Origin of the sequence: Pseudomonas sp. RA_35y_Pfl2_P32 (genome assembly GCF_963970735.1) — a bacterium.
Taxonomy (GTDB): domain Bacteria; phylum Pseudomonadota; class Gammaproteobacteria; order Pseudomonadales; family Pseudomonadaceae; genus Aquipseudomonas.
This window is the reverse complement of record NZ_CAXAQF010000002.1, coordinates 19062-38380: the sequence shown is the minus strand read 5'-3', so window position 1 is coordinate 38380 and position 19319 is coordinate 19062. Positions and strand designations below refer to the sequence as shown.

Below are 19319 nucleotides of genomic sequence, written 5' to 3'. Positions count from 1 at the left end.
AGAGGTGGTCAGTCTAGGCCAACTGGCAGGCAGTAGGCCAGAGATGCTGTGGCCGAGGACAGGGGAACGATGTGGTCTGCCTTGTAGGAGCTGGGTTGCCAGCGAGTGGATCTGTCGACTTTGCCGACGCCATCGCCAGCAAGCTGGCTCCTACAGGGGCTCTGAGTTACTCAGCGGTTGGCGCGGGCTGGATTGCCAGCTGATCGGCCAGGCGCACGAAGGCGGCCAGGTCGAGTTGTTCCGGGCGAAGGCTGTCATCGACGCCGGCGGCTTCGATTTCAGCATTGCTGAGCAAGGCCTTGAGAGTGTTACGCAGGGTCTTGCGACGCTGGTTGAAGGCTTCGCGAACAACCCGCTCCAGCAGGCGGTGGTCCTTGGCCGGGTGCGGCAGTACCGCGTGGGGTACCAGGCGCACGATGGCCGAGTCGACTTTGGGTGGCGGGTTGAATGCGCCAGGGCCGACGTTGAACAGGTGTTCGACCCGGCAGTGGTACTGGACCATGATCGACAGGCGGCCCCAATCGCCACCGCCAGGGCCCGCGGCAAGACGCTCGACCACTTCTTTTTGCAGCATGAAGTGCATGTCGCGAATGATCCCGGCGTTGTTCAGCAGATGGAAAATCAACGGCGTGGAGATGTTGTACGGCAGGTTGCCGACCACGCGCAGGCTGTTCGGCGCGGCGTTCAGGCTATTGAAGTCGAACTTCAGGGCATCGCCCTGGTGCAGGTTGAAGTTGCTCTTGCCGGCAAACTGCTGGTTGAGGATCGGGATCAGGTCCTTGTCCAGCTCCACGACATCAAGCTGCGCGCCGCTGTTGAGCAGACCTTCGGTCAGGGCACCCTGGCCCGGGCCGATTTCCAGCAGGCGGTCGTCGGCCTTGGCGTGGATGGAACGCAGGATGCGGTCGATTACGCCGGCGTCGTGCAGGAAGTTCTGGCCGAAGCGCTTGCGCGCCCGGTGTTGGTAATGCTCGGTCATAAACGGGTCTCGGCCATCTGGTAGGCGGTTTCCAGGGCGACTTGCAGGCTGCCGGTGTCGATGTTTCCGCTGCCAGCCAGGTCCAGGGCGGTGCCGTGGTCGACTGAGGTGCGGATGATCGGCAAGCCCAGGGTCACGTTGACTGCCGCGCCGAAGCCTTTGTACTTCAGCACCGGCAGGCCCTGGTCGTGGTACATCGCCAGCACTGCATCGCAGTGCTCCAGATATTTGGGGGTAAACAGAGTGTCGGCGGGCAGGGGACCACGCAGGTCCATGCCTTCGCCGCGCAGACGCTCAAGGGTGGGTTCGATGATATCGATTTCTTCATGGCCCAGGTGGCCGCCTTCGCCCGCGTGGGGGTTGAGCCCACAGACGAGGATGCGGGGCTGGGCGATGCCGAATTTGTGTTGCAGGTCGGCGTGCAGGATCCGCGTGACCCGCTCCAGGCGCTCCGGGGTGATTGCGTCGGCAATCTCCCGCAGCGGCAGGTGAGTGGTCACCAGGGCGACGCGCAAGCCACGGGTGGCAAGCATCATCACCACTTGGGGGGTGTGAGTCAGGTCAGCCAGGAACTCGGTATGCCCGGAAAAGGCCATTCCGGATTCGTTGATCACGCCCTTGTGCACCGGGGCGGTGATCATTCCGGCAAAGTCGCCATCCAGGCAGCCCTGGCCCGCGCGGGTCAGGGTTTGCAAGACAAAGGCGGCATTGGCCGGGTCCAGTTGACCTGCGATGACCGGGGCCTTGAGTGGCGTATCCCAGACGTACAGGCTGTTGGCGGGCGCGGGAACGTCCGGCCAGTGCCCGGGGCTGACGCTCAGCAGATCAACGACCACACCCAGCTGCGCGGCCCGCTCGAGGAGCAGGTCGCGGCTGGTGATGGCTATCAGGGGGTATGGCTGGGCGTGCGAGGCGAGCAGCAGGCACAGGTCGGGGCCTATGCCGGCTGGTTCGCCGGGTGTCAAAGCGAAGCGTCTGGGTTTCACTTCGCCGCCTGGTCGACGCCAGGGAGCTTGATTTCAACGTAGGCTTCGTCACGGATCTGACGCAACCAGGTTTGCAGCTCTTCGTCGTACTTGCGGTTACGCAACACGGTCATTGCTTGTTGCTCGCGAGCCTGGCTGGTGCTGTCGGTGGCGCGACGGCCAAGGACTTCCAGGACGTGCCAGCCATACGGGCTCTTGAACGGCTTGGACAACTGACCTTGCGGGGTGTTGTTCATCACGGTACGGAACTCCGGTACCAGCGCGTTCGGATCGATCCAGTTCAGGTCGCCGCCGTTGAGGGCCGAGCCTGGGTCTTCGGAGTAGGTCTTTGCCAGTTCGGCGAAGTCTTCACCCGATTCGATGCGCTCGTAGAGCTTCTGTGCCAGACGCTTGGTTTCTGCTTCGCTGCGGATTTCGCTCGGCTTGATCAGGATGTGGCGAACGTGGACTTCGTCACGGGTCTGACTACCACCGCCGCGTTTTTCCAGCAGCTTGAGGATGATGAAACCGCCAGGGGTACGTGCTGGCTGGGTGATCTCGCCGACGGGCATGGCACTCAGTTCGCGGTCGAACGGCGGTGGCAGTTGAGCCGCTTTACGCCAGCCCATGTCGCCGCCTTCCAGGGCGTTGTCGCTGCCGGATTTGGCAATCGCCAGTTGGGTGAAGTCCGCGCCCTGCTTGAGTTGCTGGTAAACCTCCATTGCCTGGCGGTACGCACCCTGAATCGCTTCGGAGTTGGCGCTTTCCGGGGTAGGAATCAGGATGTTGGCCAGGTGCAGTTCTTCCGACAGCTGCATTTTGCCCAGGTCGGAGGCGAGGAAGTTCTTCACTTCCTGCTCGGTCACCTGGATGCGCTCGGCGACCCGACGCTGACGCACACGGCTGATGATCATTTCACGGCGCACCTGCTCGCGAGCGTCTTCATAAGACAGGCCGTCGCGGGACAGGGCGGCGCGGAATTGATCCACGCTCATGTTGTTGCGCTGGGCAATGGTGCCGATTGCCTGGTTCAGCTCTTCATCGGTAATGCGGATGCCGGAGCGCTCGCCGATCTGCAGTTGCAGGTTTTCGACGATCAGGCGCTCAAGTACTTGTTGTTCCAGTACGCCGGCCGGTGGAACGGCCGAGCCACGCTTGGCGATGGTTTGCTGGACTTCGTGAACCCGTTGGTCCAGTTGGCTTTGCATGACCACGTCGTTGTCGACGATGGCCACCACTTTGTCGATGGACTGCACCGCGGCGCTGGCCGCGGTACTCAGGAACAGCGCGCCCAGCATCAGCGGGCGCAGACAATCAGAAAGCTTGGTCTTCACGTTCACGATAACCTTGGATGCCTTTGTCGAGGAAGCTCTCTACTTTGGTGCCAACAACGCCACCGAGACCTTTCAGAACGATTTGGAGGAAGATGCCGTGGTCGCCTTTTTCGTTTTGCGGGGCTTCCTGACTGAATTCGTCATAGGACACCCAGTAACGGTTGATCAGGCGCAGTTTCCAGCAGCAGTTGTCGTATTCGAAACCACCGAAGGCTTCCAGCGTACGGTTGCGGTTGTAGTCGTACTGCCAGCGGCTGATGGCGTTCCACTGCGGCACGACCGGCCAGATGACCGAGAAGTCGTGCTGTTGGATCTTGTAGTAATCCTTGACGTAGCCAGGCTCGCCCGCGGTGCCGTAGTCGCCGCCGAACTGCCATTTACCAGTGTTCTGGTTGTAGATCACTTGGTCATTGCGATAACGATAACCGGCGTTGATAACCTTGTTCGGGTTGTCTTCAGGCTGGTAGTGGAACATCGCGCTGCCCGAGCGAGGGCTGTGGCTGTCCGGGTCCCAGTTGTAGTCGGCCGTGGTGCTCCAGTCACGGTTCCAGTTGTATGCGTATTCTAGGGCATACGGTGAAACGCTCGACTGAGCATCTTTGCGATCTTTCGCATCAATCCCCGGTAACTGGACTTCACGGTCTTTGAAGTACACGGCCTGGCCGACGCTGATGCGTTGACGCTCGAAGCCGTTTTCTTCGATCCAGCGGTTGGTTACGCCCAGCGACAGCTTGTTTTCGTCGCCGACACGGTCGGAGCCGGTGAACCGGTTGTCACGGAATAGCGAGGAGTAGCTGAACACGGATTCACTGGTGTCGAACACTGGAATGTCGGACTGGTCTTTCTCGGGAACATAGAGATAGTACAGGCGCGGTTCCAGGGTCTGGCGGTAGTTCTTGCCGAACCATTGGGTATTGCGGTCGAAGTACAGGCCGCTGTCGATGCTGGCGATCGGCACACCGCGATTTTGCGAACTGTCGAAGCTTTCACCGGGAAGCAGCGTGTTTTTACCTTTCTGATCAAGATCCAGATCGTACTGGGTGTATTGGTACTTGAGCGTAGGTTTCACGAAACCGTAGGACGCGTTAAGCGGCAGGCTCATGGTGGGTGCCAGATTGAGACGATTACCGTTGGATCGCGCTAAGCCAGCAACTTGATTGTCGAGGCGAGGAGTACCAACCGGATTGCCTGCCGTGTCAAAAGCACCACCATCTTTATCGAAGTAGTTACCCGTCAGCAAATCACGATCAAATCGCACGAGCTCTGTCTGATAGGCGAAGTTCAGGCCGCCCGGTGTCTGCGGCAGGAAGCCGTTGAAGGTGATCTGCGGTAGGCGGTCATACGGGGTGATATTGGACACCGACGCCAATTCATAGGCCTGGGCGTTGATACGCGCGGTGTAGGTGTCGCCACGGTAGCTGACAGCACCTTGCTGATTGACGAAATCGGAAACGCTTTTAACGCCCAACTGGTCGGTCTGCAGATCCTGGAAGTAGTACGGATCGCTGATCTTGGTGTAGTCGACTTCGGTGAATACCCGCGAGTCCAGGCCACCCTTGTGTTGCCAGTTGTACATGTAGCGAGTTTTTTCGGAGTCGGTCTGTAGCTCACGGTCATCGTCCTGGTCATCCAGGTACGCAGCACCGAACTGGCCCTCGCTCGACTTGGTCAGGTAGCGAGCCTCGCCTTCCAACAACATGCCGCGCTTGCTCATGTAACGCGGGTACAACGTGGCGTCGTAGTTCGGCGCCAGGTTGAAGTAGTACGGCGTGACCAGCAGCATCCCGGTATCGCTGCCGCTGCCGATGGTCGGCGGCAGGAAGCCGGACTGGCGGCGGTCGTCGATCGGGAAGTAGATGTACGGCGTGTACAGGACTGGAATGTCCTTGACCCGCAGTGTCACGTTGGTCGCGGTACCGAAGCCGGTCGCCGGGTTCAGCGTGATGTTGTTGCCCTTGAGCTGCCAGGCGTTGCTGTTGGGCTCACAGGTGGTGTAAGTACCGTCCTTGAGGCGGATGATCGCGTTTTCTGCACGCTTGGCGTACAGCGCGTTACCGCGCACACGGGATTTGTGCATCACGTATTCGGCGTTGTCGACCTTGGCTTCACCGGTGTCCAGTTGCACGTCGGCGTGGTCGCCGACGATCAGCGCGCCGTTGTCGCGCACCCGGACGTTGCCGTTGAGCTCGCCACGGTTCTCCGCCTGGTACAGGCTGGCCTCGTCGGCCTCGACCTGCATGCTGCCCTGGCGCATGACCACGTCACCGGCGAGGGTGGCAATCTGCTGTTCCTGCTGGTAGCGGGAGGCCTTGGCGCCGATGAAGGTCGGCGCGTCGCTTTTATCCGTCTTGTCATTCATGCCAGGACGAGTCGGTTCGACATAGGCGCCGGAGCAGTAAGGACCGGTTTCAGCCAATTGCGCAGCGGTGAGTTGCTCACGCGGGACCCAGTCGAGGTGACTGTAGTCGGCGCTGCGCGACTTCAGGCCGCGGCCCTTGGCTTCGGTAACCAACGCCGGTTTGTCGGCGCTTTCGCTGGCAACGGTGGTGTCTGCTGCCGATTCGTTGCCCGAGCTGACCGCACTGGCATCATGCACAGGGCGCGGAGGCAGTTGAGCCGCGTTGGTTTTCGGCGCGCAATCCCAGGCACCCGAAGCAGAGACTGAGCAGTCATACTGTTCCGCGGCGACCACGAAGGAAGTGGCTAGAGGTTGCAGGGCCAGCAGACTGCCGGTAACCAACAACGGAAATTTTTTACGAAACGCGGGGGATTTCAATGCCATCTTATTAGTCCGGGCTTCCTGCGTGCCATCTGCCCGCGGTGTGGGCCGCACGCCTCTCGATGGTCTGAAAAAGATGCTGGATAATAAAGCATGACCCGCTTGACGGCTAGCGCCGTCGGAGACCCTTGCAATGCCTGATCAAGATGTACGCTTGATACACCTGAAAGTTTGGCTCGATGAGCAATTGGCCAGCCTGTTCGCCGCACAAGGCCGGGGGGCTGTGCCCCAGGCCACGTTGACTGCGGCCAGCAGCGACGCGAGTTTCCGCCGTTATTTCCGCTGGGAAGGCGATGGCAGGAGTTTTGTGGTGATGGATGCGCCACCGCCCCAGGAAAACTGCAAACCGTTCGTGGATATCGCCTTTTTGCTGGCGAAATCCGGGATCAACGTGCCGAAAATCTACGCAGAGGACCTCGAGCGCGGATTTCTTTTGCTCAATGACCTGGGCAACCAGACCTATCTGGACGTGATCAACGACGAAAACGCCGATGACTTGTTCAATGACGCCCTGCAGGCGTTGCTGGCTTTCCAGCAACTGCCGATGGTGGCGCCGTTGCCCAGCTATGACGTGGCGCTGTTGCGTCGCGAGCTGGAACTGTTCCCTGAGTGGTACGTGAAGCGCGAACTGGGGATCGAGTTCGACGCGCACCAGCAAGCCCTCTGGCAGCGTGCCAGCGACCTGTTGATCGACAGCGCCCTGGCCCAGCCGAAAGTGCTGGTGCATCGCGACTATATGCCGCGCAACCTGATGATCAGCCAGCCGAACCCTGGCGTGCTGGATTTCCAGGACGCGGTGTACGGCCCGGTGACCTACGACGTGACCTGCCTGTTCAAGGACGCCTTCCTCAGTTGGCCCGAAGCCCGCGTGCATGGCTGGTTGGAGCGTTACTGGCAACAGGCTGGCGAGCTGGGGATTGCGGTCCAGGCGGATTTCCAGGAGTTCCTGCGGGCCAGCGATCTGATGGGGGTGCAACGGCATCTGAAGGTGATCGGGATCTTCGCCCGTATCTGCCACCGTGACGGCAAGCCGCGCTACCTGACGGATGTGCCGCGGTTCTTTACCTATATAGAAGCAGTTCTGGCCCGTCGGCCAGAGCTGGCGGAGTTGGGTGAGCTACTGGCCAGTCTGCGCCCGGCGCTCGGAGCTTGTGTATGAAGGCGATGATTCTGGCGGCCGGCAAGGGCGAGCGCATGCGCCCCTTGACGCTGACCACGCCCAAGCCTCTGGTGCCAGTCGGCGGCGTACCGTTGATCGAGCACCACCTCAAGGCCCTGGCCGCGGCGGGCTTCACTGAAGTGGTGATCAACCATGCCTGGTTGGGACAGCAGATTGAAGACTACCTGGGGGATGGCTCGCGGTACGGCCTGAGCATTCAGTACTCGCCGGAAGGCGAGCCACTGGAAACCGGGGGCGGGATCTTCCGTGCCCTGGGCTTGTTGGGTGATGGCGCCTTTGTGGTGGTCAATGGTGACATCTGGACGGACTACGACTTCAGTGCGCTGCGCCGGCCACTGGCCGGGTTGGTCCACCTGGTGCTGGCGGATAACCCGGCTCATCACCCTGGCGGAGACTTCACCCTGGTCGATGGACAGGTCTTGGACGGCCAGGCCGATGCACCGACCCTGACCTACAGTGGCATCGCCGTGCTCGACCCCAAGCTGTTTGCCGGTTGCACGGACGGTGCTTTCAAACTGGCGCCGCTGTTGCGCAACGCCATGGCCCAAGGCCGGGTGAGTGGCGAGCGACTGTCAGGGCGGTGGGTGGATGTCGGCACCCACGAGCGTCTGGCCGAGGCCGAACACTTGCTGCAAGCGAGCCGCTGAGATGCTGTGGCCAGGGACTCTGATCGGAGCCGGGGCGGGTTTTGCCATCGCCAGCATTCCGGGGGCCATGCTCGGTGCATTGTTGGGGCAGGCGCTGGATCGGCGCCTGCAACTGCAAAGCCTGGGGCATCTGCGCGAGCGCCTGGGAGGGCGTGCGATGTTGCGCAACGATGAATTGCTGTTTGTGTTGCTCGGACGCCTGGCCAAGAGTGATGGCCGGGTGGGTGACGGCCATATCTACCAGGCGCGCCAGGAAATGCGCGCACTGGAGATGAACGAGTTTGCCCAGAAGCGTGCAATTGCGGCGTTCAATCGTGGCAAGAGCGGGCATGATCGGTTGCGCGGCTACCTGCGTCGTCTGCGTGCCCAGCCCCATGCCGCCGAAGGGGTGCTGCGGGCGTGCTGGCGGATGGTCTGGGCAGACGGGCGTGCAGGACGTGCCGAGCGCGAATTGCTGGACCAGTGGGGTAAATGGCTGGACTGGACGCCGGAGCAGATCCAAGCCCTGGCCCAGGATTACGAGCCGCACAAGCGACCCTTGGCCAACAGTGGCGAGGCCTACCAGCACGCCATGCGCCTGCTGGGGGTGACGGTGAGCAGCGAACCGAGCCAGATCAAGCGGGCCTACCGTCGGCTGCTCAGTCGCCATCACCCGGACAAGATTGCTGGCAGCGGGGCTTCGCCGTCCCAGGTGCGCGAAGCGACGGAGAAGACCCGGGAGTTGCACAGCGCCTATGCATTGATCCGTCAGCGGCGCGACTTTCGCTAGGACGCCGTTGCCCTACCTAGGGCAACGGCGCAGCGTTGTTCTGCGGACTCAACCAGCCCCGCACCCGGCGCACCAATTGTTCCTGTTGGGCGGCGCTGTTGCCCGGCAGGGCGTTCAGGGAAATCTGCCGAAAACTCGAATCCTTCAGCCGCTTGCTGGCCTGCAAGCGTTCCTGGGCCGCGCGTTGCAGCAAAGGTTTGTCGTTGTAGTACAGATCCAGGGTCGGCAATTTCAGGCCGGTGCTCAGTTCCGCCAGCCCGGGTGTGCTGGAGGCGGGAACCTGGGCGGCGACCATCACCAGCTTCGCCACTTGAGCAGGCTGTTTTTCGCTCAGGTAACGGGCCGCCCAGTAGGCCCCGGTGCCGTGGCCGAGCAGGACGATACTGCGGGCGTTCTGTTGCTCGGCAAAGGCCAGGGCGGCGTCGATGCGCAAGAAGATCCGCTGGGCATCGGCCTTGAACGGTTCATCGTGGGTCTGCACCACCGGCTGATCAACCACCTCGCCTTCATCACCGGCCACCTGCTCGATCGGGGCTGCGGTGCTGGCGCCTTTACTTGGGGGCTCGGTGCTGACCGGTGCCGGTGCACTTTCGAGGATGCGCGGCTGTGGGGCATTGCTTTGCAGGTCCGGCAGGGTAAGACTCAGGCTGCTCCAGTCGTTGTCGGGCAATTTTTGCCGCAAAGGCGCAATTGCTTGAGGCCAGTCAGCGGTTTCGCCCGTGCCCGGGATGATAATCACTATGCCGTGGGGTTCGCTGGTGTTGGCCGGTTGCCACAGGGCCAGGAAGGTCTCGCTGCCCACCGGCAACTGTTGCTGCTCGCCGGTGGGCAGGCTGCGTTGCAGGGCCGCGGCTTCTTCCTGGCTGCGCTCAGGCAGGGCTTGGCGTTGCTCGGAAGGTTCGCTGGCGGCAGGCTCCGTTGGCTCGGTAGCCTGGGCGGAAAAGGCGCCAGGCAAGATCAACGACAGGCACAATACTGGCAGTGCCAGGCGGTAGACAGGGGGCATCGGATATTCCAGGCCAGAAGTATTCCCGGCAGCCTAATGGGTTGGTCAGTATTTGTCAGTGTGTGAGAGCTCGCATGAAACGTCTTTGCTGCCTGTTGCTTATCGGCTGTTTCTGGCTTCCCTTGATGGCCTGGGCGGCTGCCACGCCGCCTGCGCGCGTGGCGCAATTGAGCAGTGAACAACGGCAATGGCTGGCCGACCACCCTGAACTGCGGGTCGGCGTGGTGCTGCAGGCGCCTTACGCGCAGTACGACCGGCGTCTTCAGCGCTTGTCCGGGGCCAACGTCGAATTGATGCAGTGGCTGGCCAGTGCGCTGAAGATCGAGCTGACCTGGCGCAATTTCCCCGATCTCGCGCGGTTGGAGCAGGCGGTGCGTGAGGGGGAAGTCGACATGGCCCCAGGTCTGACCCAAACCCCTGCTGGCCTGCGCCTGTGGAGATTCACTGACCCCTACATGCGCGTGCCGCAATTGGTGGTGGGGCAACAGAAGGGCGCCGGCGCGGTGGACCTGGAGAAGCTCGACGATCAGTCTCGCGTCGCGGTGCGGATGCCAAGTGCGATCGCCGATTACCTGCGCAGCAACTACCCCAACCTCAATTTGCAGGGTGTGCCCCTGGAGCGCCAGGCCCTGCAACTGTTGCTGTCCCAGCAAGCGCGGTACGCGGTCATCGATGAGGCCCAGCTCAGCCGGCTGTCGGCAGAGCCCGAGTTTGCCGGGTTGGCCGTTGTGGGGGACATCGGCCTGCCGCAACTGCTGCGGGTGGCGACCCGCCGCGACTGGCCGGCGTTGGCCGGCATCGTCGAAAACGCCTTGCATGCGATCCCGGCCAAGGACCTGGAGCAGTTGCACGCACGTTGGTTGCAACCCAAGTACCCACGGTTGTCGGAGTCCCCGGGGTTCTGGCAGAACCTCTGCCTGTTACTGGGGGTGCTGTTGCTGAGCGCCATGACCATCGTGATCTGGCAGCGCCGCCAGCAACATTCCCTCGAGCAGCGCTTGCTCGCCGCCCGGGAAGACATTGCCCTGCGCGCGGCCAGCGAAGAAGCGTTGCGCCTGACACAGTTTTCCATCGATCAAAGCACCGTCGGGATCCTCTGGGTCAATTGGGACAGCCACGTGCGCTACGCCAACCGGGCGGCCGAAGACATGCTCGGGTACGCCCCCGGCGGGGTGATCGACCGCCCGCTGATCGACTTCGAACCCAACTTGCACATGGACCGTTGGTTGAACCTGTGGAAACGCGCGCGGGCCAGTGAGGAGGGACCCCAAAGCTTCGAGACCCATTGCCGGCGTGCCGATGGCAGCATTTTGCCGACTGACGTGACCTTGAGTTTTCTGCGCTTTCGCGACAGCGAGTACCTGGTGGTCTACCTCAATGACGTCACCGAGCGCCGGCGCGCCCTGGCGGCCTTGCGCGAAAGCGAGGCGCGGCTGCAGGGGATTGCCGCCAACGTGCCCGGCCTGGTGTTTCGTCTTGAGCGCGCGCCGGTGACCGGGCAAATCGACTTTGCCTACATCAGCGAAGGCAGTGAAAGCCTGGTGGGGTACTCGCCCGCCACCTTGAGCCATCGCGACATGGGCCTGCGCAGCCTGGTACATCCGGAGGACAGGGCCAGTTATCACCGCACCCAGGATCACGCGCTGGACACCGACAGTGACTGGTCGTGGCAAGGTCGCATCCTCACCCGCCAGGGGCAGCAGCGCTGGGCCGAGATCAAGGCCATCACCCGGCGCCTGGACGATGGCGCCTTTGTCTGGGACGGGATCGTCTGGGACATCAGCGAGAGCAAGCGCATCGAGCTGGAGCTGGCCAGCTCCCGTGAACAATTGCGTGAGCTGTCGGCGCACCTGGAGAGTGTGCGCGAGGAGGAAAAGGCGCGGATTGCACGGGAAGTCCACGATGAGTTGGGGCAGATGCTGACGGTGCTCAAGTTGGAAACCTCGATGTGCGAACTGGCCTACGCCGAACTGGACCCTGGACTGAGTGATCGGCTCAACAGCATGAAGCGCCTGATCGCCCAGTTGTTCCAGCTGGTGCGGGACGTGGCCACGGCGCTACGGCCGCCGATTCTCGACGCCGGCATTGCCTCGGCCATCGAGTGGCAGGCCCGGCGTTTCGAGGCGCGTACCCAAATTCCTTGCCTGGTACAGGTACCTGACAACCTGCCGGTGCTCAGTGATGCCAAGGCCATTGGCCTGTTCCGGATCCTCCAGGAGGCACTGACCAATGTCATGCGCCACGCCCAGGCGCATACTGTGGAGCTGACGCTGGTGCTGGAAGACGGGCAGTTGTGCCTGACTGTCAGCGACGACGGTGTAGGTTTTGTCGCTCAAACTGGTAGGCCGACGTCCTTTGGGGTAGTGGGCATGCGCGAGCGAGTGTTGATCATGGGTGGCACACTGCTGCTCGACAGCGAGCCAGGCGAGGGCACCACCCTTGAGGTCCGTGTGCCTTTGCGTGAAGCGTGCAGCTGATTTATCTGGAGAAGTCTGTGATCCGTGTACTGGTAGCCGAAGACCACACCATCGTGCGCGAAGGCATCAAGCAATTGATCGGCCTGGCCAAGGATCTGCTGGTGGTAGGGGAGGCGAGCAATGGCGAACAGTTGCTCGAAACCTTGCGTCACGTGCCCTGTGAGGTGGTGCTGCTGGATATTTCCATGCCCGGGGTCAATGGCCTGGAGGCGATCCCGCGGATTCGCGCCCTGAACAATCCACCGGCGATTCTGGTGCTGTCGATGCACGACGAGGCGCAGATGGCCGCCCGCGCCTTGAAGGTCGGGGCCGCCGGATATGCCACCAAGGACAGCGACCCGGCACTGTTGCTGACGGCGATTCGCAAAGTGGCTGCTGGTGGGCGCTACATCGATCCGGAACTCGCCGATCGAATGGTCTTCGAGGTCGGCCTGACGGATTCACGGCCCTTGCATTCGCTGCTCTCGGAGCGTGAGTTCTCGGTGTTCGAACGCCTCGCCCAGGGCGCCAACGTCAACGACATCGCCCAGCAACTGGCGTTGAGCAGCAAGACCATCAGCACCCACAAGGCGCGCCTGATGCAGAAGCTCAACATCACCTCCCTGGCGGAGCTGGTGAAGTACGCCATGGAACACAAGTTGCTCTGAACAAAACGCGTTCCCCTGTAGGCGCGGGCAAGCCTCGCGCCTACAGGGGGCCGTGTCGGCATATCCATTTACGACATCCTGCCAACCCGCTTTTGTCTGTTCTTGTGGCTTGTGGCTGAAAACTCGCCGCCGACCTGTCCAATCACGCCATCCTTGTAGGGCAATCCCTACCCCCAACCTTCCATCCGGCTGAGGCGATTCTCTCCTGCGCCCCGATTTGCGCGGCTGTCCGTAGCCACTAGGCTTAATCCACGGCAGTCATCAACAATAAAGGTGTGGGTATGAGCGAGGTCGATTCAAGCGCGGGGGCCAATGATGTACTGGTCAGCTTTCGTGGCGTGCAGAAGAGCTACGACGGCGAGAACCTGATCGTCAAAGACCTCAACCTGGATATTCGCAAGGGCGAGTTCCTCACCTTGCTCGGGCCTTCGGGCTCCGGCAAGACCACCAGCCTGATGATGCTCGCCGGTTTCGAAACCCCGACCGCCGGCGAGATCCTGCTGGGCGGGCGTTCGATCAACAACGTGCCGCCGCACAAGCGCGACATCGGCATGGTGTTCCAGAACTACGCCCTGTTCCCGCACATGACGGTGGCGGAGAACCTGGCGTTCCCGCTGACCGTGCGTGGCCTGAACAAGAGCGACGTCAGTGACCGGGTCAAGCGTGTCCTGAGCATGGTCCAGCTCGATGCCTTCGCCCAGCGTTACCCGGCCCAGCTTTCCGGTGGTCAGCAACAGCGGGTGGCCCTGGCCCGGGCGCTGGTGTTCGAACCGCAACTGGTGCTGATGGACGAACCGCTGGGCGCTCTCGATAAACAGCTGCGTGAACACATGCAGATGGAGATCAAGCACCTGCACCAGCGCCTGGGTGTGACCGTGGTCTACGTGACCCACGACCAGGGCGAAGCCCTGACCATGTCCGACCGGGTAGCGGTGTTCCATCAAGGCGAAATCCAGCAGATCGCCCCACCACGCACCTTGTACGAAGAACCGAAAAATACCTTCGTGGCCAACTTCATTGGCGAAAACAACCGCCTCAACGGCCGTCTGCACAGCCAGAGCGGCGAGCGTTGCATTGTCGAGCTTGGGCGCGGGGAGAAGGTCGAGGCACTGGCGGTGAATGTCGGCAAGACCGGCGAGCCGGTGACCCTGTCCATTCGTCCGGAGCGGGTCAGCCTCAACGGTTCCAGTGAGTCGTGCGTCAACCGATTCTCCGGGCGGGTGGCGGAATTCATCTATCTGGGCGACCACGTCCGTGTGCGCCTGGAGGTTTGCGGCAAGACCGACTTCTTCGTGAAACAGCCGATCGCCGAGCTGGATCCGGCGCTGGCCGTCGGAGACGTGGTGCCGCTTGGCTGGCAGGTCGAGCACGTCCGCGCACTCGACCCCCTTCTAGAGGCGAATTGATCGCCCCCCTGCTTCACCAACCCTGCACGTGGAGAGAACAATAAATGTTGAAATCCCTGAAATTCACCGCCCTGGCTCTGGGCATGATGGGTGCGGCACACGCGATGGCTGCGGGCCCGGACCTGACCGTGGTGTCGTTTGGCGGCGCGAACAAAGCCGCACAGGCCAAGGCCTTCTATGCCCCTTGGGAAGCCGCGGGTAACGGCAAGATCGTCGCTGGCGAATACAACGGTGAAATGGCCAAGGTCAAGGCCATGGTCGACACCAAGAGCGTGTCCTGGGACCTGGTGGAAGTCGAATCGCCAGAGCTGTCCCGCGGTTGCGACGAGGACATGTTCGAGCAACTTGACCCCGCGCTGTTCGGCAAAACCGAGGATTACGTCAAGGGTGCAATCCAGCCATGTGGGGTGGGCTTTTTTGTCTGGTCGACCGTGCTGGCCTACAACGCCGACAAGCTGAAAACCGCGCCAACCAGTTGGGCCGACTTCTGGGACACCAAGACCTTCCCGGGCAAGCGCGGCCTGCGTAAAGGCGCCAAGTACACCCTCGAATTCGCCTTGATGGCCGACGGCGTGGCGCCAAAAGATGTCTACACAGTGCTGGCCGGTAAAGATGGCCAGGACCGAGCCTTCAAGAAACTCGACGAACTCAAGCCGAGCATCCAGTGGTGGGAAGCCGGCGCCCAACCGCCGCAGTACCTGGCGTCCGGTGACGTGGTCATGAGCTCGGCGTACAACGGCCGGATCGCTGCCGTGCAAAAGGAAAGCAACCTGAAGGTGGTGTGGAACGGCGGCATCTACGACTTCGACGCCTGGGCCATTCCTAAAGGCCTGGACAAGGCCCGTGCTGAAGCGGCGAAGAAATTCATCGCGTTCTCGGTCATGCCACAACAGCAGAAAACCTATTCGGAAAACATCGCCTACGGCCCGGCCAATACCCAGGCGGTACCGCTGTTGAATCCGGAAATTCTGAAAGATATGCCGACAACCCCGGAAAACATCGCCAATCAGGTGCAGATCGACGTCAGCTTCTGGGCGGACAACGGCGAGCAACTGGAGCAGCGCTTCAACTCCTGGGCCGCGAAGTAAGCACGACCCTGTGGTAGAGAGCTTGCCCAATGCCAGTCAGTTAGAGGTTTGACAGCGTAATCCATGTGGGAGCGAGCTTGCTCGCTCCCACAGGTTGTTTGTCTGCCTCTGTAACGATCAAAGATTTTCGGAGTTCGCCATGGCCATCGCCGTTCCCCTGAACGAGGGCACCCACCGCACCTTGAAGCAGCGCCTGGCGCGTGCCGAGCGGGTCAATCGCTGGAAGGCTCAAGCCCTGATTGCGCCGCTGGTGCTGTTTCTGTTGCTGGTGTTTCTGGTGCCGATTGTGGCGCTGCTCTACAAAAGCGTCGGTAACCCGGAAGTGATCGGCGGCATGCCGCGCACCGTGGCAGCCATTGCTGCCTGGGATGGCCGAGGCCTGCCAGCGGACCCGGTGTACAAGGCCGCCAGTGAAGACTTGGCCGAAGCCCGCAAGAATCAAACCTTGGGCGACCTGTCCAAGCGACTGAACATGGAGTTGGCCGGCTACCGCAGCCTGCTGACCAAGACCGCCCGCGCGCTGCCGTTCAAGAGCGAGCCGGCGTCTTACAAAGACGCACTCGAAGCGATGGACGAGCGCTGGGGCGACCCGGCCTATTGGCAGGCCGTGCGCCGCAACACCAGCAGCCTCACGCCTTACTACCTGTTGGCGGCGGTTGACCACCGGATCGACGACCTTGGCGAAATCGCCCCGGCCACCCCTGACCAGGCGATCTATCTCGATATCTTCGCCCGCACCTTCTGGATGGGCCTGGTGATCACGGCCATCTGCCTGGTATTGGCCTATCCCCTGGCTTACCTGCTGGCCAACTTGCCGTCCCGGCAGAGCAACCTGCTGATGATCCTGGTGTTGCTACCGTTCTGGACCTCGATCCTGGTGCGGGTGGCGGCGTGGATCGTGTTGCTGCAATCGGGCGGGTTGATCAACAGCGCGATGATGGCCGTGGGCATTATCGATAAGCCCCTGGAGTTGGTGTTCAACCGCACCGGGGTGTACATCTCGATGGTGCACATTCTGCTGCCGTTCATGATCCTGCCGATCTACAGCGTGATGAAGGGCATCTCGCCGACCTACATGCGGGCGGCGATTTCCCTGGGTTGCCATCCGTTCGCCAGCTTCTGGCGGGTGTACTTCCCGCAGACCTATGCCGGTGTCGGCGCCGGGTGCCTGTTGGTGTTCATCCTGGCGATTGGTTACTACATCACTCCGGCGTTGCTGGGCAGTCCGAACGATCAGATGGTCAGCTACTTTGTCGCCTTCTACACCAACACCAGCATCAACTGGGGCATGGCGACGGCGCTTGGCGGGCTGCTGCTGTTGGCGACCATCGTGCTTTATCTGATCTACAGCTGGCTGGTGGGCGCCAGCCGCCTGCGCCTGAGCTAAGGGGAGAATCGAAAATGCTGAGTCCTTATATGTCCCCCGTTGAGCGGGTGTGGTTCTACAGCCTGCGGATTCTCTGCGGCTTGATTCTGTTGTTCCTGATTTTGCCGGTGCTGGTGATCATCCCGCTGTCGTTCAACTCGGGCAGTTTCCTGGTCTATCCGCTGCAAGGCTTCTCGCTGCACTGGTACCAGGACTTCTTCGCCTCGGCCGAGTGGATGCGCGCGTTGAGGAACAGCATCATCGTGGCCCCGGCCGCGACCGTATTGGCGATGATCTTCGGGACGCTGGCGGCCATTGGCCTGACCCGCGGTGATTTCCCGGGCAAGGCGCTGGTGATGGCCCTGGTGATTTCGCCAATGGTGGTGCCCGTAGTGATCATCGGGGTGGCCAGTTACCTGTTCTTCGCCCCGCTGGGCCTGGGTAACAGCTTCTTCTCGCTGATCGTGGTACACGCGGTACTGGGCGTGCCGTTCGTGATCATCACGGTCTCGGCGACCCTGCAAGGCTTCAACCACAACCTGGTGCGCGCGGCGGCCAGCCTCGGAGCCTCGCCCCTGACGGCGTTCCGCCGGGTGACCCTGCCGTTGATCGCCCCAGGGGTGATTTCCGGTGCGCTGTTTGCCTTTGCCACCTCGTTCGATGAAGTGGTGGTGACCCTGTTCCTTGCGGGCCCCGAGCAAGCGACTTTGCCGCGGCAGATGTTCAGCGGCATCCGCGAAAACCTCAGCCCGACCATCGCCGCCGCCGCGACGCTGCTGATTGCCTTCTCGGTGATCCTGCTGCTGACCCTGGAGTGGTTGCGTGGGCGCAGTGAGAAATTGCGTACTGCCCAGGTCTGAAGCCTGACATCTAACCTGTGGGCGAGCAGGCTCGTTCCCACAGGGGGGCAGCGGCATGACGGCCTGATCGCCATCCCAACCATGGCGCTGGAGGCCGCGGGAATCGAGGGTTTGATGCGCAACGACCCGCGCCAGTTGACGGCTCTTGATATCGAGAAGGTCTATCGAGCCGCTTGCTGATCGTCACAGCCACGGTGCGCGCGTCAGAGCATGAGGTATACAATGCGCGCCATCGTGATCCTGCTCAAAAAAGGTGCGTCATGCAGCCCTTCGCTATTGCTCCGTCGATTCTCTCCGCCGACTTCGCCCGCCTGGGCGAAGAAGTGGACAATGTTCTGGCCGCGGGTGCGGACATCGTCCACTTCGATGTGATGGACAATCACTATGTGCCCAACCTGACCATCGGCCCGATGGTCTGCTCGGCACTGCGCAAGTACGGCGTTACCGCGCCGATTGACGCACACCTGATGGTGTCTCCGGTCGACCGCATCATCGGTGACTTCATCGAGGCCGGCGCCACCTACATCACCTTCCACCCGGACGCCACGATTCACGTCGATCGCTCCCTGCAGATGATCCGCGAAGGCGGTTGCAAGGCCGGCCTGGTGTTCAATCCGGCGACCCCGCTGGACGTACTCAAGTACGTGATGGACAAGGTCGACATGATCCTGCTGATGAGTGTCAACCCGGGGTTTGGTGGTCAGAAGTTCATTCCGGCGACCCTCGACAAACTGCGTGAAGCGCGCGCGCTGATCGATGCCTCGGGCCGAGACATCCGCCTGGAAATCGACGGTGGGGTCAACGTCAACAATATCCGTGAAATCGCCGCGGCCGGCGCTGACACCTTCGTGGCCGGCTCGGCGATCTTCAACGCGCCGAACTATCAGGAAGTGATTGAAAAAATGCGTGCCGAACTGGCCCTGGCTCGTCCATGAGTGGTTTTGAGCAGCTGTTCCCGGGGCAATTGCCGCGGCTGGTGATGTTCGATCTGGATGGCACCCTGATCGATTCGGTACCGGACCTGGCAGTGGCTGTGGATAACATGCTGCTCACGCTGGGGCGGGCGCCGGCCGGCCTGGTCGCCGTGCGCGAGTGGGTCGGCAACGGTGCGCCGGTGCTGGTGCGCCGTGCCCTGGCGGGTGGTATCGACCACAGCCGGGTCGATGATGGCGAGGCCGAACAGGCGCTGGAGATTTTCATGGAAGCCTACGCGGACGGCCATGAGCTGACCGTGGTCTACCCCGGCGTGCGCGACACCCTCAAGTGGTTGCACAAGCAGGGTGTCGAGATGGCGCTGATCACCAACAAGCCAGAGCGCTTTGTCGCACCCTTGCTGGATCAGATGAAGATCGGCCGCTACTTCAGGTGGATCATCGGCGGCGATACCCTGCCGCAGAAAAAACCTGACCCGGCGGCGCTGTTCTTCGTAATGAAAATGGCCAACGTGCCGGCGTCGCAGTCATTGTTCGTCGGCGACTCACGCAGCGACGTCCTGGCGGCCAAGGCGGCGGGCGTCAAGTGTGTGGCCCTGAGCTACGGCTATAACCATGGCCGGCCGATTGCCGAAGAGTCACCGGCGCTGGTGATCGACGATCTGCGCAAGCTAATTCCCGGTTGCCTGGATTCAGCCGCTGGGATAACGTTGCCCGACGCTGTCCAATCCCCTCCTGGAAATGCCATCGTGGTGGTTACCCGCAAACTCTGGATGAAAGTCATCAAGGCCCTGGCCCGCTGGCGTTGGCGCGCCTGACGTGATCCTGGCCGGCTAGCCGGCGCGTTTGCACACCTGACCGTTTGACCCTCACGCCACGAGGCA

16 protein-coding genes are annotated in these 19319 nt (G+C 61.9%); 11 read left to right on the top strand and 5 right to left on the bottom strand.

The genetic code is table 11. The annotated features are described in order from the left end of the window. Positions 1 to 166: 166 nt before the first annotated feature. Genes rsmA through AACY45_RS02235 form a run of 4 tightly spaced genes read right to left on the bottom strand, consistent with a single transcriptional unit; the run spans position 167 to position 6060 of the window. Complete coding sequence (gene rsmA, locus AACY45_RS02250) at positions 167 to 979, bottom strand: 16S rRNA (adenine(1518)-N(6)/adenine(1519)-N(6))-dimethyltransferase RsmA (RefSeq protein ID WP_339543950.1); 813 nt, start codon at positions 977 to 979, stop codon at positions 167 to 169. Next, the gene (pdxA, locus tag AACY45_RS02245; RefSeq protein WP_339543949.1) at positions 976 to 1965 is read right to left on the bottom strand and encodes a 4-hydroxythreonine-4-phosphate dehydrogenase PdxA; all 990 of its coding nucleotides are present in this window, start codon (positions 1963 to 1965) and stop codon (positions 976 to 978) included. Before pdxA ends, rsmA begins: the two co-directional genes overlap by 4 nt. Beyond that, positions 1962 to 3278, bottom strand: coding sequence for a peptidylprolyl isomerase SurA (surA, locus tag AACY45_RS02240; RefSeq protein ID WP_339543948.1), 1317 nt, complete (start codon positions 3276 to 3278; stop codon positions 1962 to 1964). Before surA ends, pdxA begins: the two co-directional genes overlap by 4 nt. Further along, a complete protein-coding gene (locus tag AACY45_RS02235) occupies positions 3259 to 6060 on the bottom strand; it encodes an LPS-assembly protein LptD (protein ID WP_339543947.1) in 2802 nt (933 codons plus the stop codon). The genes surA and AACY45_RS02235 overlap by 20 nt, the downstream gene beginning before the upstream one ends. A gap of 130 nt (positions 6061 to 6190) precedes the next feature. Here AACY45_RS02235 and AACY45_RS02230 point away from each other — a divergent pair, with 130 nt between their 5' ends. The 3 genes from AACY45_RS02230 to AACY45_RS02220 are packed head-to-tail and all read left to right on the top strand — an operon-like array spanning position 6191 to position 8653. After that, the gene (locus AACY45_RS02230; RefSeq protein WP_339543946.1) at positions 6191 to 7216 is read left to right on the top strand and encodes an aminoglycoside phosphotransferase family protein; all 1026 of its coding nucleotides are present in this window, start codon (positions 6191 to 6193) and stop codon (positions 7214 to 7216) included. Beyond that, positions 7213 to 7884: an N-acetylmuramate alpha-1-phosphate uridylyltransferase MurU gene (gene murU, locus AACY45_RS02225; RefSeq protein WP_339543945.1), complete on the top strand. Its 672-nt coding sequence runs from the start codon at positions 7213 to 7215 to the stop codon at positions 7882 to 7884. Before AACY45_RS02230 ends, murU begins: the two co-directional genes overlap by 4 nt. Before the next feature lies 1 nt (position 7885). Further along, on the top strand, positions 7886 to 8653 hold the full coding sequence (locus tag AACY45_RS02220) for a TerB family tellurite resistance protein (RefSeq protein ID WP_339543944.1): 768 nt from the start codon (positions 7886 to 7888) through the stop codon (positions 8651 to 8653). A 16-nt stretch (positions 8654 to 8669) separates the two neighbouring features. Here the strand turns inward: AACY45_RS02220 and AACY45_RS02215 are convergent, their stop codons facing one another. Further along, complete coding sequence (locus tag AACY45_RS02215) at positions 8670 to 9659, bottom strand: alpha/beta hydrolase family protein (RefSeq protein WP_339543943.1); 990 nt, start codon at positions 9657 to 9659, stop codon at positions 8670 to 8672. Positions 9660 to 9733: 74 nt separating this feature from the next. Between AACY45_RS02215 and AACY45_RS02210 the strand changes: the two genes are divergently transcribed. From AACY45_RS02210 to AACY45_RS02175, 8 genes are all read left to right on the top strand, one after another. Then, a complete protein-coding gene (locus AACY45_RS02210) occupies positions 9734 to 12136 on the top strand; it encodes a PAS domain-containing sensor histidine kinase (protein WP_339543942.1) in 2403 nt (800 codons plus the stop codon). Positions 12137 to 12153: 17 nt separating this feature from the next. Further along, the gene (locus AACY45_RS02205) at positions 12154 to 12783 is read left to right on the top strand and encodes a response regulator (RefSeq protein ID WP_084318557.1); all 630 of its coding nucleotides are present in this window, start codon (positions 12154 to 12156) and stop codon (positions 12781 to 12783) included. A gap of 281 nt (positions 12784 to 13064) precedes the next feature. Then, a complete protein-coding gene (locus tag AACY45_RS02200) occupies positions 13065 to 14189 on the top strand; it encodes an ABC transporter ATP-binding protein (protein ID WP_339543941.1) in 1125 nt (374 codons plus the stop codon). Between the two features lie 44 nt (positions 14190 to 14233). After that, positions 14234 to 15277 carry an ABC transporter substrate-binding protein gene (locus AACY45_RS02195; RefSeq protein ID WP_339543940.1) on the top strand — a complete coding sequence of 348 codons (1044 nt, stop codon included), beginning with the start codon at positions 14234 to 14236 and terminating at the stop codon, positions 15275 to 15277. A 139-nt stretch (positions 15278 to 15416) separates the two neighbouring features. Continuing rightward, positions 15417 to 16664, top strand: a complete 1248-nt coding sequence (locus tag AACY45_RS02190; protein ID WP_339543939.1) for an ABC transporter permease — start codon at positions 15417 to 15419, stop codon at positions 16662 to 16664. A gap of 14 nt (positions 16665 to 16678) precedes the next feature. Continuing rightward, a complete protein-coding gene (locus tag AACY45_RS02185; RefSeq protein ID WP_339543938.1) occupies positions 16679 to 17503 on the top strand; it encodes an ABC transporter permease in 825 nt (274 codons plus the stop codon). A gap of 260 nt (positions 17504 to 17763) precedes the next feature. Next, entirely contained in the window at positions 17764 to 18438 is a 675-nt protein-coding gene (gene rpe / locus AACY45_RS02180) for a ribulose-phosphate 3-epimerase (RefSeq protein WP_095170546.1), read from the top strand. Then, entirely contained in the window at positions 18435 to 19253 is an 819-nt protein-coding gene (locus tag AACY45_RS02175; RefSeq protein ID WP_339543937.1) for a phosphoglycolate phosphatase, read from the top strand. The genes rpe and AACY45_RS02175 overlap by 4 nt, the downstream gene beginning before the upstream one ends. The last annotated feature ends 66 nt before the right edge of the window (positions 19254 to 19319 follow it).

Bases quoted from the DNA above. Each gene is read 5' to 3' on its own strand.
- rsmA (WP_339543950.1), bottom strand. From the start codon at position 979: ATGACCGAGCATTACCAACACCGGGCGCGCAAGCGCTTCGGCCAGAAC.
- AACY45_RS02235 (WP_339543947.1), bottom strand. From the start codon at position 6,060: ATGGCATTGAAATCCCCCGCGTTTCGTAAAAAATTTCCGTTGTTGGTT.
- AACY45_RS02230 (WP_339543946.1), top strand. From the start codon at position 6,191: ATGCCTGATCAAGATGTACGCTTGATACACCTGAAAGTTTGGCTCGAT.
- murU (WP_339543945.1), top strand. From the start codon at position 7,213: ATGAAGGCGATGATTCTGGCGGCCGGCAAGGGCGAGCGCATGCGCCCC.
- AACY45_RS02220 (WP_339543944.1), top strand. From the start codon at position 7,886: ATGCTGTGGCCAGGGACTCTGATCGGAGCCGGGGCGGGTTTTGCCATC.
- AACY45_RS02215 (WP_339543943.1), bottom strand. From the start codon at position 9,659: ATGCCCCCTGTCTACCGCCTGGCACTGCCAGTATTGTGCCTGTCGTTG.
- AACY45_RS02210 (WP_339543942.1), top strand. From the start codon at position 9,734: ATGAAACGTCTTTGCTGCCTGTTGCTTATCGGCTGTTTCTGGCTTCCC.
- AACY45_RS02200 (WP_339543941.1), top strand. From the start codon at position 13,065: ATGAGCGAGGTCGATTCAAGCGCGGGGGCCAATGATGTACTGGTCAGC.
- AACY45_RS02195 (WP_339543940.1), top strand. From the start codon at position 14,234: ATGTTGAAATCCCTGAAATTCACCGCCCTGGCTCTGGGCATGATGGGT.
- AACY45_RS02190 (WP_339543939.1), top strand. From the start codon at position 15,417: ATGGCCATCGCCGTTCCCCTGAACGAGGGCACCCACCGCACCTTGAAG.
- AACY45_RS02185 (WP_339543938.1), top strand. From the start codon at position 16,679: ATGCTGAGTCCTTATATGTCCCCCGTTGAGCGGGTGTGGTTCTACAGC.
- rpe (WP_095170546.1), top strand. From the start codon at position 17,764: ATGCAGCCCTTCGCTATTGCTCCGTCGATTCTCTCCGCCGACTTCGCC.
- AACY45_RS02175 (WP_339543937.1), top strand. From the start codon at position 18,435: ATGAGTGGTTTTGAGCAGCTGTTCCCGGGGCAATTGCCGCGGCTGGTG.